A 12,861-nucleotide genomic window follows, 5' to 3' on the forward strand; every position below is an offset into this window, starting at 1 on the left:
GACAATACGATTGCAACGGGCCACCAGCCCTTGCCATCCGCGTTGTTCCGCGACCTCAGCCAGACACCTTCGCCCGAGAGCCCCATGCCCGTCCTCGCCAGCCCCTTCGCCCAGCTCGACCTGGTCCGCCACCCCGAACAGCAGGACGACCCTCTGCAGGCCTTCGACGCGGCCGACGAGTACCTGCTCGCTCACCTGCACGAGCAAGGCGTCGGCGCGGACAGCCGGGTCCTGGTGCTCAACGACAGCTTCGGCGCCCTCGCCGCCAGCCTCGCGCCCCATGTGCGCCTGACCAGCAGCGGCGACTCGCACCTGGGCTTCATCGCCCTGCAGCGCAACCTCGAACGCAACGGCCTGGGCGATGCGCCGCTGACCTTCGCGCCCGCCAGCGAAACCCCGCAAGGCCCGTTCGACCAGGTGCTGGTGCGCGTGCCCAAGACCCTGGCGCTGCTGGAGGAACAGCTGATCCGCCTGCACGGCCAGCTGGCGCCGGGCGCGCAGGTGGTCGCCGCCGGCATGATCAAGCACCTGCCGCGCGCCGCCGGCGACCTGCTGGAAAAGTACATCGGCCCGATGCAGGCCTCGCTGGCGGTGAAGAAGGCGCGCCTGCTGATCGCCAGCGCCGCGCAGCGCCCCGCGCCGGTCTCGCCCTACCCCACCCGCTACCGCCTGGAGCAGCCGGCGCTGACGCTGGTCAACCACGCCAACGTGTTCTGCCGCGAGGGCCTGGACATCGGCACCCGCGCCTTCCTCCCGCACCTGCCGCACTACCACCACGCCGTACGCGCCGCCGACCTGGGCTGCGGCAACGGCGTGCTGGCCATCGCCTTCGCCCGGCAGAACCCGCTGGCCGAGCTGACGCTGGTGGACGAGTCCTACATGGCCGTGCAGTCGGCGCGGGAAAACTGGCAGGCCGCCTTCGGCGAGCGCCCCGTGGACATCCACCCGGACGACGGCCTCGCCAGCCAGCCGGCCGAGTCCCTGGACCTGGTGCTGTGCAACCCGCCGTTCCACCAGCAGCAGGTGGTCGGCGACTTCCTCGCCTGGCGCATGTTCCAGCAGGCCCGCGCGGCGCTGGTCACAGGCGGCGAGCTGTGGATCGTCGGCAACCGCCACCTGGGCTACCACGCCAAGCTCAAGCGCCTGTTCCGCGGCGTCGAGCAGGTGGCGGCAAATCCGAAATTCGTGGTGCTGAAAGCGACCAAATGACCCGGCCGGGATTGCTCCGGCCGAAGTGCCGGAGCAGCATGGATCGCCCCCAGCCAGGACGCCGCCATGACCGCCCTCCCCGCGCCGGAACTGATCCCCACCCTTGACGGCGTCAACCTGGCCCTGCGCCGCCTCGGCCCGGCCGACGGCCCGCCGGTGGTGCTGACCCACGGCACCTTTTCCAACCACCGCAGCTGCCTCGGGCTGGCCAGGCACCTCGCCGGGCTCGGCTTCAGCTGCTGGCTGTTCGACTGGCGCGGGCATGGCGACAGCGAGCGCAACGCGTTCCGCCACAGCTTCGACGACGTCGCCGAGCAGGACGTGCCGGCGATCCTCGCTGCCGTGCGCCAGCGCAGCGGCCATTCGGCGCTGTTCTGGATCGGCCACTCCGGCGGCGGGCTGATCGTCTCGATGTGGGCGGCGCGCAACCCGGAACTGGCGCGGCAGCAATTGCGCGGGCTGGTGCTGCTGGGCGCGCAGGCCACGGCGGCGGGCGCCAGCCTGCGGCATCGCTGGGCCATCCGCGCCTTCGACTGGATGCTCGGCTGGCGGCGCATCGCGCCGAGCCGGTCGCGGGATACCGGGCCGGAAGCGGAGAGCGCGCGGCTGATGCGCCAGTGGTGCCGGTGGAACCTGCGGCGGCGCTTCGATTCGCTGGCGGGATTCGATTACCTGGCCGGGCTCGGCGACGTCGCCTTGCCGGTGCTGGGCGTGGCCGGCAGCGGCGACCGCTTCATCGCCCCGCTCGCCGGCTGCGAGACGCTGGTGGCGGCCTTCGGCGGAGCGGATGCGCGGCTGGAGCTGTTCGGCGCGGCGCAGGGCCATCGCGAGGACTACAGCCACAACCGCCTGCTGCTGTCGCGCAATGCCAGCCTGGAAATCTGGCCGCGTATTGCGGAGTGGTTGGGCCAGCGTTGAGGCTGGTTCGCGAGCAAGCTCGCTCCTACAGGCAGAGCAGCTCGCGCGGGGTAAGCGGTTGTGCTCTTCGTAGGAGCGAGCTTGCTCGCGAACCTAATCAGAGCTGCAGGGCGTCCGGCGTGTCCACGTCGCGCAGCACGCCGGCATCCTCCACCCGCAGCGCCACGCAGCATTCGCGGTGCGCCTGCAGCACCGCGCGGGCGCCTTCATCGCCGCTCAGGCGTGTCAGCTCCGGCCAGAACGCGCGGCCGAACAGCACCGGATGACCGCGCTGGCCGTCGTGGAGCGGGAACAGGATGGTCGACGCCGTGGCGGCTTCGGCCAGTTGGCGCAGGGTTTCCGGGGCGATCCAGGGCATGTCGCCAAGGAGGATGGCGGCGGCCCGCGCCTCGCAGTCGACCAGCGAAGCCACACCGCACGCGAGGCTGTGGCCCATGCCCAGCGCCGCATCCGGGCTGTGGATAACCCGGCAACCCGCCGCCAGGCCGAAGTCCTCCGCCCGCTCACCCTCGCGCAGCACCACGCGCACCTCGTCGAACGCCGCCCGCGCCCGCTCGACGCCATGGGCCAGCAAACCGCGTCCGTCCTCCAGCGGCGCGCGGCGCTTGTCGGCGCCGAAACGCTCGCCCTGCCCGGCTGCGAGGACCAGCGCGACGACCGTCACAGTGCCTCGCGGGCGATGCCGCTGCGGGTGCGCACGACGTCGGCGAGCACCGCCAGGGCGATTTCCGCCGGGGTCCGGCTGCCCAGGTTGAGGCCGATGGGCGCGTGGATGCGCGCCAGTTCGGCGGCGCCCAGGCCGCCGATGCGCTGCAGGCGTTCGCGGCGCTTCTCGGAGGTGGTGTGCGAGCCCATCACGCCGATGTAGAAAGCCTCGGTGCGCACGGCTTCGAGCATCGCCAGGTCGTCGATCTTCGGGTCGTGGGTCAGCGCCACCACCGCCGTATCGGCATGACAGCCGCCGTTGGCGATGAACACCGAGGGCAGCTCGCGGCGGATTTCGATGCCGTCGAGCACCACGCCGGCCAGCGCTTCCTCGCGGGGGTCGCAGAGGATGACTTCGAAGCCCAGGCCCTTGCCGAACTCCGCGCAGAAGTGCGCGACGCTGGAATACCCGGCCAGCAGCAGGCGCTGGGCGGCGCCGACGCGCAGGCGCACGCGGGTTTCCTCGCGCTCCACGCGCAGGCCGTGCTCGTGGTCGTCGCTCAGCCGGCGCGCGCCGTCGAGCAGGCTGACTTCGCGCAGCAGGCGGCGCTGGCCGAGCAGCGCCGATTCCAGCTCGCGCAGGTGCGCCTGCACGTCGCAATCGGGCGCGAGGTTTTCCACCAGCACGTCGAGGATGCCGCCGCAGGGCAGGCGGACGTTCGAGCGCGTGTCGCTGCCGTCGCCGTAGCGCACCACGGCCACCGGTTCGGCGAACTCGCCCGCCGCCACGCGTTCGAGGAAATCGTCCTCGACGCAGCCGCCGGACAGCGAGCCGACCCACTGGCCGCCGGCGTTGACCGCCAGCAGCGAGCCCGGCGCGCGGGGCGCCGAGCCGTAGGTGAAAAGTACGCTGCACAGCCACACACGCTGGCCGGCGCTCGACCACTGGAGCGCCTGGCGGATCACTTGCAGATCGAGATGCTGCACGACTTGCTCCGGCTTCGGTTGGGCCACCTGTTGTACGCCCAGATCGCCGGGCAGGCCAGCCCGGGACAGCGCGTCGATCAGCTCGCCCTATTCACTCCCGGGCGCTGACCGAACGAAGTTGCCCGGGGCCGCACGCGGAAAGGCGCAACGCCGTGTTACGCTGCGCGGCCCTTGCTTAGCCGCCTAACGAATAATCCCAATGCCCGCCGAAGCCACGTCCCTGCTGCGTCATCGCCCCTTCCTCGCCTTCTGGCTGGCCCGCGTCTGCACCGCCAGCGGCTTCCAGATGATCACCGTGGCCATCGGCTGGCACATCTACGAGCTGACCCACAACGTGCTCGACCTCGGCCTGGTCGGGCTGGTGGAATTCCTCCCGCGTGTGCTGTTCATGCTGCACACCGGGCACGTCGCCGACCGCTACGACCGCCGGCGCATCGCCTCGCTCTGCCAGATCGGCCAGGGCCTGGTGGCGGTGGCGCTGGTGGTGGGCGCCAGCACCGACAGCGTGACCCGCGAGATGATCTTCGTGATGGCCTTCCTGCTCGGCACCGCGCGGGCCTTCGAGATGCCGACCACCCAGGCGCTGCTGCCGAACATCGTGCCCGGCGCGCTGTTCCCCCGCGCGGTGGCCGCCTCCGCCTCGGCCATGCAGGCGGCGACCATCGCCGCGCCGGCCTTCGGCGGCCTGCTCTACGCCTTCGGCGCCTTCTGGGTCTACACCCCGACCGCGCTGCTCTACTTCATCGCCTGCATGCTGGTCATGACCCTGCCGCGGCGCCAGGCGCCGGCCGCCCAGGGCAAGGCCACGCTGGAGTCGCTGCTGGCCGGCGTCCGCTTCATCCGCAGCCGCCCGGACATCTTCGGCGCCATCTCGCTGGACCTGTTCGCCGTGCTGCTGGGCGGCGCCACCGCGCTGCTGCCGGTGTTCGCCCGGGACATCCTGCTCACCGGCCCCTGGGGCCTGGGCCTGCTGCGCTCGGCGCCGGCGGTGGGCGCGCTGCTGATGTCGTTCTGGCTGGCGCGCTTCCCCATCGAGCGCAATGTCGGACGGATCATGTTCCTCGCCGTGGGCATCTTCGGCGTCACCACCATCGCCTTCGGCCTGTCGACCTCCTTCTGGTTCTCCCTCGCGGTGCTGGTGGTGCTGGGCGCGGCGGACATGATCAGCATGGTGATCCGCGGCGCCTTCGTGCAGCTGGAGACCCCGGACGAAATGCGCGGCCGGGTCAGCGCGGTGAACGGCCTGTTCATCGGCGCCTCGAACCAGCTCGGCGAATTCGAATCCGGCGTCACCGCCCACTGGTTCGGCACCGTGCCGGCGGTGGTGCTCGGCGGCGTCGGCACGCTGGTCGTCACCGGGGCCTGGATCAAGCTGTTCCCGACCCTGGCCAAGCGCGACAAGCTGCACTGATCACCATCGCGCTCAGCTGCGCTCTTGTAGGAGCGGAGCTTCTCCGCGATCATCGCCATAGCGGTGCATACCCCAGCCGCCGGCCTTCCGGCCGGATTCGCGGATAAGATCCGCTCCTACGAAAAGCAAAAAAATCCCCCGCACGACACGCATGCGGGGGATGTGGGAACGGACGCCAGGGGGACGGCGCCCGGATGGGATTGCGTATCGGCAATGGCTAGTGCGGCGTGCCCAGCCCCGCCGCGGCCATGAACAGGCGCAGCAGCCAGGCCACCACGCCGAGGGCGGCGACGCTCAGCGCCCAGATCAGCACCAGCCAGCCCAGGCGCTTGCGCAGCGGCGCCTTGCCCTGTTCCTCGCGAGTCATCGCGCGGCCCTCAGTGGTAGCCATCGCCGGGCTTCACCTTGCCGCGGAACACGTAGTAGCTCCACGCGGTGTAGCCGAGGATGAAGGGCAGGATGAACAGCGCGCCCACCAGCATGAAGCCCTGGCTCTGCGGCGGCGCGGCGGCATCCCAGATGGACAGCGACGGCGGCACGATGTTCGGCCACAGGCTGATGCCCAGGCCGCTGTAGCCGAGGAAGATCAGCACCAGGGTGAGCACGAAGGGCTTCACATGGTCGTTGGCGGCCACCGAGCGCAGCAGGCCGTAGAAGACCAGCAGCACCAGCAGCGGCACCGGCAGGAACCAGAACAGGTTCGGCAGGCTGAACCAGCGTTGGGCGATCTCCTCGTGGGCCAGTGGGGTCCACAGGCTGACGATGCCGATCACCGCCAGCAGCACCAGCGCCAGCGGCCTCGCCAGGTCGTGCATGCGCTCCTGCAGGCGGCCTTCGGTCTTCATGATCAGCCAGGTGCAGCCCAGCAGGCTGTAGGCGACCACCAGGCCCAGGCCGCAGAACAGCGGGAACGGCGCCAGCCAGTCCAGCGCGCCGCCGGCGAACTGGCGGTTCTGCACCGGGATGCCCTCGATGAAGGCGCCCAGCGCCACGCCCTGGAAGAAGGTCGCCAGCAACGAGCCGGCGATGAACGACTTGTCCCACAGGTGCCGCTTGGCGGCCCGCGCCTTGAAGCGGAACTCGAAGGCCACGCCGCGGAAGATCAGCCCCACCAGCATCAGCACCAGCGGCAGGTAGAGCGCCGAGAGCACGGCCGAGTAGGCCACCGGGAAGGCGCCGAACAGCGCCGCGCCGCCCAGCACCAGCCAGGTCTCGTTGCCGTCCCAGACCGGCGCCACGGTGTTCATCATCACGTCGCGGTCGGCCTCGTCCTTGAAGAACGGATAGAGCATGCCTATCCCTAAGTCGAAGCCGTCCATCACCACGTACATCATCACGCCGAAGATGATGATGACCGCCCAGATCAGCGGAAGATCGATTCCCATGGCTCAGTTCCTCCCCGCCGGGCTGGCGCCGTCGTCGTCGTCGAAGCCCTCGGCGGTGGCCGACAGCGGCCGCGCCGCGGTGCGCTGCTGGCCGGGGCCGCCGTGGCTGGTCTCGCGTCCCTCGTGGGTGACCGGGCCCTTGCGCACCAGGCGCATCATGTAGCCGATGCCGACGCCGAACAGGCTGAAGTACACCAGCACGAACATCACCAGGGTCAGGCTCATCTGCGCGACGCTGTGGTGGGACACCGCATCGCTGGTGCGCATCAGCCCGTAGACGACCCACGGCTGGCGGCCGACCTCGGTGGTGAACCAGCCGGCGAGCAGGGCGATCAGGCCCGACGGCCCCATCCACAGCACCAGGCGGAGGAACGCGCGGTTCTGGTAGAGGCCCTTGCGCAGGCGCAGCCAGGCGCTCCACAGGCCGACCAGGATCATCAGCATGCCCAGCCCGGCCATCACCCGGAACGACCAGAACACCACCGTGGAGTCGGGCCGGTCGAGCCGGGGGAAGTCCTTCAGCGCCGGGATCGGCTCGGTCAGGCTGTGATTGAGGATCAGGCTGCCGAGCACCGGGATTTCCAGCTTGAAGCGGGTTTCCTCGCGCGCCATGTCCGGCCAGCCGAACAGGATCAGCGGGGTCGGCCCGCCCTCCTCGTTGTCCCAGTGGCCCTCGATCGCGGCGATCTTCGCCGGCTGGTGCTTGAGGGTGTTGAGGCCGTGGGCGTCGCCCACCAGCGCCTGGATCGGCGCGACCACCAGCGCCATCCACATGGCCATCGAGAGCATCTTGCGGATCGCCGGGTTGTCGCGGCCGCGCAGCAGGTGCCAGGCCGCCGAGGCGCCGACGAAGAAGGCGGTGGCGATGAACGAGGCGATCGCCATGTGCAGCAGGCGATAGGGGAAGGACGGGTTGAAGATGATCGCCAGCCAGTCCACCGGGACCACCACGCCGTCGACGATCTCGTGGCCCTGCGGGGTCTGCATCCAGCTGTTGGAGGCGAGGATCCAGAAGGTGGAGATCAGCGTGCCGATGGCCACCATCACCGTGGCGAAGAAGTGCAGGCCGGGGCCGACGCGGTGCCAGCCGAACAGCATGACGCCGAGGAAGCCGGCTTCGAGGAAGAACGCGGTGAGCACTTCGTAGGTCAGCAGCGGCCCGGTGACGCTCCCGGCGAAGGCCGAGAAGGCGCTCCAGTTGGTGCCGAACTGGTAGGCCATGACCAGGCCGGAGACCACGCCCATGCCGAAGTTGACGGCGAAGATCTTCGACCAGAAGTGATAGAGGTCACGGTAGACCTCGTCGGACGTCTTCAGCCACAGGCCTTCGAGCACCGCCAGGTAACTGGCCAGGCCGATGGTGATGGCGGGGAAGATGATGTGGAAGGACACAGTAAAGGCGAACTGGATCCGGGCCAGGTCGAGCGCCTCGAGTCCGAACATGACATTTCCTCTTCAGGCTGACGCCCGCCACGCCAGTGGCCGGGCACCGTGCCTTGCGCATGCGCAGGGCGTTCTTGCGTGATGTTCGTGTTTCTAGCCACCGGTTCTTTCGCCGGCTCGGGTTCACTTCGTCGCGCCATTCAGAATGGACCACTATCTGCATTGACGCCGATCAAGAAAGCACCCCGATGTTACGCCGCGGTTTCGCGCGGGCTGGCGTGGTGGGTTGCCGCGCGGCGGGCTGTCGCATGGCGGCCCGTTTCGGTCTTCATGAACAAAATCGAATATAAAAATGAAAAATTAATATTTTATCGGAATAAAAAGACCCGATAAGGTGCCCCTCAACCGCAGCCGTCGAAGCCGCGGAAAAATACCCACCGCCCGTTCGAAGGCCCTATCCCGGCCGGCTCGGATGCCAGCGGTCACCTGCCCCACAAGGACATCGCAATGAAGAAACTGCTGCTTCTGACCGCCCTCGCCACCGCCTTCAGCACCTCGGCCTTCGCCAGCGAAAAGCTGTTGGTCGCCGCCACCCCGGTTCCCCACGCCGAGATCCTCGAGCTGATCAAGCCGACCCTGGCCAAGGAAGGCGTGGACCTGGAGATCAAGGTCTTCACCGACTACGTGCAGCCCAACGTGCAGGTCGCCGAGAAGCGCCTGGACGCCAACTACTTCCAGACCAAGCCGTACCTGGACAACTTCAACGCCGGCAAGGGCACCAACCTGGTCACCGTGACCGGCGTGCACGTCGAGCCCTTCGGCGGCTACTCGAAGAAGTACAAGTCCCTGAGCGAGCTGCCGGACGGCGCCACCGTCGCCCTCCCCAACGACGGCAGCAACAGCGGCCGCGCCCTGCTCCTGCTGCAGAAGGCCGGCGTGATCAAGCTGAAGAAGCCGGACGACGCCCTGGCCACCCCGAAGGACATCGCCGAGAACCCCAAGCACCTGAAGTTCAAGGCGCTGGAATCGGCCCTGCTGCCGCGCGTGCTGGACCAGGTCGACCTCGACCTGATCAACACCAACTACGCCCTGGAGGCCAAGCTCAACCCGGTGAAGGACGCGCTGATCCTCGAAGACCGCGACTCGCCGTACGTGAACTACCTGGTGGCGCGCCCGGACAACAAGGACAGCGACGCCCTGAAGAAGCTCTCCGCCGCCCTGAACAGCCCGGAAGTCAAAGCCTTCATCGAGAAGAAGTACAACGGCGCCGTGCTGCCGGCCTTCTGATCCGCCGCCCGGCGAGCCGCCGGGCGCAACGACTCCCATGCCGGGCGCGCGGTCTGCCGCGCACCCGCTTTCACGCCGGTGAGCACTCAGCACCGGCGTTTTTATTTTCGCGGTCCCCGTCATCGGCGACCCGGGCAAAGGCCCGCCATCCGCGCCGCCTTTCCCACCGACGCCGGATGCGCGGCAGAAGGAGAAACCCCATGAACGCCCCCCACGCGCCGCTGCTGACTTTCCCCGACGCCGACCGCAGCCCGCTGAGCATCCGCGCCAAGGCGCTGGTGTTCTTCGACCCGCGCTCGCACCGGGTGCGCGACGAAGTGGAACGCCTGGCGCCGCTGCCGCAGCCGGTGCTGATCCACGGCGAGACCGGCACCGGCAAGGAACTGCTGGCCCGCCACATCCACCGCGCCAGCGAGCGTTCCGGCCTGTTCGTGGCGGTCAACTGCGGCGCGCTGAGCCGCAACTACGCCGAGGCCGAGCTGTTCGGCTACGCCCCCGGCGCGCACAACGGCCCGGTGCGCAGCCGCGCCGGCTGGTTCGGCTCGGCCAATGGCGGGACCCTGTACCTGGACGAGATCGCCGACCTGCCGCTGTCGCTGCAGCGCAAACTGCTGCGCGTGTTGCAGGAGCGCGAAGTGCTGCGCGTCGGCGCCCGCGAGCCGCTGCCGGTGGACGTGCGCCTGGTGGCCGCCACCAGCGTCGACCTGGGCCAGGCCGTGCGCGCGGGGAAATTCCTCGAAGGACTGCAGCAGTACCTGCACGACGGCACCCTGACCCTGCCGCCCCTGCGCGAGCGCATCGGCGACATCCAGCCGCTGGCCGAATACTTCCTCGGCGTACACGCGCAACGCCTGGAACTGCCGGTGCCGCAGATCGCCAGCGACACCCAGCGGGCGCTGGAAAGCTACCCGTGGCCGGGCAACATCCGCGAGCTGGAGAACGTCATCCACTTCGCCCTGCTGGTCGCCCCGGGAGCGGAAATCGGGCCGCAGCACCTGAACCTGCCGGACAGTTCCCCGGCCGATCTGCGGGCGTTTCTGCGGCGGCCGGGCGTCCGCGAGCAGTTGCAGGCCCTGCTGGACGAGGCAGCTAGCTGAACCGTTTCACTTGAGGCGACGAATGGTCGCAGTGAAAGAATTCGCCGCCTCCAGCGCCGACGGCAGAGAATCCTGAGCCAATAGTCAATTTCAGGATTTTGTCTGGTCAAATAGTCGAAAAGCAGTCTCATCGACCAACCCAATACTGCTCATCAAGACCATTCACTTATATTTGTCATGAAGATCAGGGAAAATGGCTATCAGGCAGTCGGGACCCAATTTCCCCGACGCCTTTGGAGACTATCGTGACCAGCTTTGCCGCTCTTGCCAGCTTTTTCGCCGCCACCGCCTTTCTGAACGTACCTACGCAGGTCGACCCGGAACGCCGTGAGATCCGCCAGGCCAAGAAAGCCCGCCGCAAGTAAAGCAGTACCCGCTCCGCTCGGCCCCCGCACGGGGCCGGCGGCGGGATCATCGGCCGCGCCGATTGGCCCTGGAAGGCCGTCTCGTGTTTTCATTGAATGCTCGTTCAAGGAAAAACCCGAGGAACCCCGCCCGTTTTGTCCGTTGCCCAATCCCCCTCCCCGTCCGTAACACCCTGTCCCTCCATGCGCATGAACCCGCCGGTCTTCTACGGTGCGGCGGCGCTGATCCTGCTCTTCGCGCTCTTAGTCATCGGCCAGCCCCAGCGCGCCGGTGAATGGCTGCTCGCCGCCCAGACCCGGGCCGCCGGGAGCGTCGGCTGGTACTACCTGCTGGCGATGACGCTGTACCTGATCTTCGTGGTGGTCACCGCGCTTTCCGGCTACGGCAGGATCAAGCTCGGCGCCGACCACGACGAGCCGGAGTTCAGCTACCTGTCCTGGGCCGGCATGCTGTTCGCCGCCGGCATCAGCATCACCCTGTTCTTCTTCTGCGTGTCCGAGCCGCTGACGCACTTCCTCCAGCCGCCGCACGGCGCGGCCGGCACCCCGGAGGCGGCGCGCCAGGCCATGCAGCTGCTGTTCCTGCACTGGGGCCTGCACGGCTGGGGCGTGTTCGCCCTGGTGGCGATGGCGCTGGCCTACTTCGCCTACCGGCACAACCTGCCGCTGGCGCTGCGTTCGGCGCTCTACCCGCTGATCGGCAAGCGCATCGACGGCCCCATCGGCTACGCGGTGGACTGCTTCGGCATCATCGCCACGGTGTTCGGCCTGGGCGCGGACATGGGCTTCGGCGTGCTGCAGCTCAACGCCGGCCTGGACGTCCTGTTCGGCGTCGCCCACAGCCACCCGGTGCAGATGACGCTGATCGCGCTGATGATGGGCGCGGCCATCCTGGTGGCGGTCTCCGGCGTCGACAAGGGCATCCGCCTGCTCTCGGACATCAACATGCTGCTGGCCTGCGCGCTGCTGCTCTTCGTGCTGTTCGCCGGGCCCACCCAGCACCTGCTCAACACCCTGGTGCAGAACATCGGCGATTACCTCGGCAGCCTGCCGGCCAAGAGCTTCGACCTCTACGCCTACGGCGACAGCGGCGACTGGCTGGGCGCCTGGACGGTGTTCTACTGGGCCTGGTGGATCGCCTGGGCGCCCTTCGTCGGCCTGTTCATCGCGCGCATCTCGCGCGGGCGGACGATCCGCGAATTCGTCTTCGGCGTGCTGTTCATCCCGCTGGGCTTCACCCTGGCGTGGATGTCGATCTTCGGCAACAGCGCCCTCGACCAGGTGCTCAACCACGGCTTCGGCGAGCTGGGCCGGGTGGCCGTCGAGGAGCCCGCCATGGCGCTCTACCAGCTGCTGCAGAACTACCCGGGCAGCCGCGCGGTGATCGCCGTCACCGTGCTGGTCAGCTTCGTGTTCTTCGTCACCTCGGCGGACTCCGGCACCGTGGTGCTCTCCACCCTTTCCGCCCACGGCGGCAGCGCCGACGACGACGGCCCGAAGTGGCTGCGGGTGTTCTGGGGCGTGGCCACCGCGCTGGTCACCGGCGGCCTGCTCTTCGCCGGCAGCATCGACGCGCTGAAGTCGGCGGTGGTGCTCACCTCGCTGCCCTTCTCGCTGATCCTGCTGCTGATGATGTGGGGCCTGCACAAGGCCTTCTACCTCGAATCCCAGCGCCAGCGCGCCCGCGCCCACTCCCTGGCGCCGCCGCCCCCGGCCAAGCCCGGCGGCTGGAAGCGGCGCCTCTCCCAGGCGGTGCACTTCCCCACCCGCGACGAGGTGTACCGCTTCATGGCCGACGTGGTCGGCCCGGCCATCGCCGAGGTGTCCGAGGTGTTCCGCGAGAAGGGCCTGCAGGTGGATTCCGACCTCGACCTGGGCAACCTGGAGCTGAGCCTGGAGATCGGCCACGGCGAGCAGCACCCGTTCCTCTACCAGGTGTCGATGCGCGGCTACTTCACCCCGGCCTTCGCCCGCGCCGGCATGGGCGGCCTGCACCTGAAGAACCGCCGCTACTTCCGCGCCGAGGTGCACCTTTCCGAGGGCAGCCAGGACTACGACCTGATGGGCTACGGCAAGGAGCAGATCATCAACGACATGCTCGACCAGTACGAGCGGCACCTGCAGTTCCTGCATCTGGTGCGCTGAGCCGGGAGCGGACGCCTGCACATGCTTTC

General features: G+C 68.8%; 11 protein-coding genes. 6 read left to right on the forward strand and 5 right to left on the reverse strand.

The genetic code is table 11. The annotated features are described in order from the left end of the window. Positions 1–84: 84 nt before the first annotated feature. Together AC3B6A_RS23695 and AC3B6A_RS23700 are read left to right on the forward strand one after the other, a co-directional pair. Complete coding sequence (locus AC3B6A_RS23695) at positions 85–1,209, forward strand: methyltransferase (RefSeq protein WP_488399537.1); 1,125 nt, start codon at positions 85–87, stop codon at positions 1,207–1,209. Between the two features lie 66 nt (positions 1,210–1,275). Continuing rightward, entirely contained in the window at positions 1,276–2,127 is an 852-nt protein-coding gene (locus tag AC3B6A_RS23700; RefSeq protein ID WP_488399538.1) for an alpha/beta fold hydrolase, read from the forward strand. A gap of 97 nt (positions 2,128–2,224) precedes the next feature. Here AC3B6A_RS23700 and AC3B6A_RS23705 read toward each other — a convergent pair whose 3' ends face one another. Next, a complete protein-coding gene (locus AC3B6A_RS23705) occupies positions 2,225–2,791 on the reverse strand; it encodes a nucleotidyltransferase family protein (RefSeq protein WP_488399539.1) in 567 nt (188 codons plus the stop codon). After that, positions 2,788–3,759, reverse strand: coding sequence for an XdhC family protein (locus AC3B6A_RS23710; RefSeq protein WP_488399540.1), 972 nt, complete (start codon positions 3,757–3,759; stop codon positions 2,788–2,790). Before AC3B6A_RS23710 ends, AC3B6A_RS23705 begins: the two co-directional genes overlap by 4 nt. Before the next feature lie 199 nt (positions 3,760–3,958). On the opposite strand from AC3B6A_RS23710, the gene AC3B6A_RS23715 reads away from it, so the two are divergent. Continuing rightward, positions 3,959–5,170, forward strand: coding sequence for an MFS transporter (locus AC3B6A_RS23715; protein WP_488399541.1), 1,212 nt, complete (start codon positions 3,959–3,961; stop codon positions 5,168–5,170). Between the two features lie 217 nt (positions 5,171–5,387). Here the strand turns inward: AC3B6A_RS23715 and AC3B6A_RS23720 are convergent, their stop codons facing one another. From AC3B6A_RS23720 to AC3B6A_RS23730, 3 genes are read right to left on the reverse strand one after another with little or no spacing between them, the layout of a single operon-like run. Further along, positions 5,388–5,537 (reverse strand): DUF2474 domain-containing protein, encoded by a 150-nt coding sequence (locus AC3B6A_RS23720; RefSeq protein WP_488403685.1) that lies wholly within the window; start codon positions 5,535–5,537, stop codon positions 5,388–5,390. Positions 5,538–5,547: 10 nt separating this feature from the next. Then, positions 5,548–6,555, reverse strand: a complete 1,008-nt coding sequence (gene cydB, locus AC3B6A_RS23725; protein ID WP_488399543.1) for a cytochrome d ubiquinol oxidase subunit II — start codon at positions 6,553–6,555, stop codon at positions 5,548–5,550. 3 nt (positions 6,556–6,558) lie between these two features. Beyond that, the gene (locus tag AC3B6A_RS23730; RefSeq protein ID WP_488399544.1) at positions 6,559–7,998 is read right to left on the reverse strand and encodes a cytochrome ubiquinol oxidase subunit I; all 1,440 of its coding nucleotides are present in this window, start codon (positions 7,996–7,998) and stop codon (positions 6,559–6,561) included. A gap of 447 nt (positions 7,999–8,445) precedes the next feature. On the opposite strand from AC3B6A_RS23730, the gene AC3B6A_RS23735 reads away from it, so the two are divergent. The 3 genes from AC3B6A_RS23735 to betT all read left to right on the forward strand — a co-directional run bounded on the left by AC3B6A_RS23735 (position 8,446) and on the right by betT (position 12,832). Then, positions 8,446–9,225, forward strand: a complete 780-nt coding sequence (locus AC3B6A_RS23735) for a MetQ/NlpA family ABC transporter substrate-binding protein (protein ID WP_488399545.1) — start codon at positions 8,446–8,448, stop codon at positions 9,223–9,225. 200 nt (positions 9,226–9,425) lie between these two features. Then, the gene (locus tag AC3B6A_RS23740; RefSeq protein ID WP_488399546.1) at positions 9,426–10,322 is read left to right on the forward strand and encodes a sigma 54-interacting transcriptional regulator; all 897 of its coding nucleotides are present in this window, start codon (positions 9,426–9,428) and stop codon (positions 10,320–10,322) included. Between the two features lie 554 nt (positions 10,323–10,876). After that, complete coding sequence (betT, locus tag AC3B6A_RS23745; RefSeq protein WP_488403687.1) at positions 10,877–12,832, forward strand: choline BCCT transporter BetT; 1,956 nt, start codon at positions 10,877–10,879, stop codon at positions 12,830–12,832. Positions 12,833–12,861: the final 29 nt, after the last annotated feature.

This window comes from Pseudomonas sp. B12(2026), assembly GCF_057767015.1.

What these genes read in the sequence shown, in the direction of transcription:
- AC3B6A_RS23695 (WP_488399537.1), top strand. Translation starts at nt 85, where the DNA reads ATGCCCGTCCTCGCCAGCCCCTTCGCCCAGCTCGACCTGGTCCGCCAC.
- AC3B6A_RS23700 (WP_488399538.1), top strand. Translation starts at nt 1,276, where the DNA reads ATGACCGCCCTCCCCGCGCCGGAACTGATCCCCACCCTTGACGGCGTC.
- AC3B6A_RS23715 (WP_488399541.1), top strand. Translation starts at nt 3,959, where the DNA reads ATGCCCGCCGAAGCCACGTCCCTGCTGCGTCATCGCCCCTTCCTCGCC.
- AC3B6A_RS23720 (WP_488403685.1), bottom strand. Translation starts at nt 5,537, where the DNA reads ATGACTCGCGAGGAACAGGGCAAGGCGCCGCTGCGCAAGCGCCTGGGC.
- cydB (WP_488399543.1), bottom strand. Translation starts at nt 6,555, where the DNA reads ATGGGAATCGATCTTCCGCTGATCTGGGCGGTCATCATCATCTTCGGC.
- AC3B6A_RS23730 (WP_488399544.1), bottom strand. Translation starts at nt 7,998, where the DNA reads ATGTTCGGACTCGAGGCGCTCGACCTGGCCCGGATCCAGTTCGCCTTT.
- AC3B6A_RS23735 (WP_488399545.1), top strand. Translation starts at nt 8,446, where the DNA reads ATGAAGAAACTGCTGCTTCTGACCGCCCTCGCCACCGCCTTCAGCACC.
- AC3B6A_RS23740 (WP_488399546.1), top strand. Translation starts at nt 9,426, where the DNA reads ATGAACGCCCCCCACGCGCCGCTGCTGACTTTCCCCGACGCCGACCGC.
- betT (WP_488403687.1), top strand. Translation starts at nt 10,877, where the DNA reads ATGAACCCGCCGGTCTTCTACGGTGCGGCGGCGCTGATCCTGCTCTTC.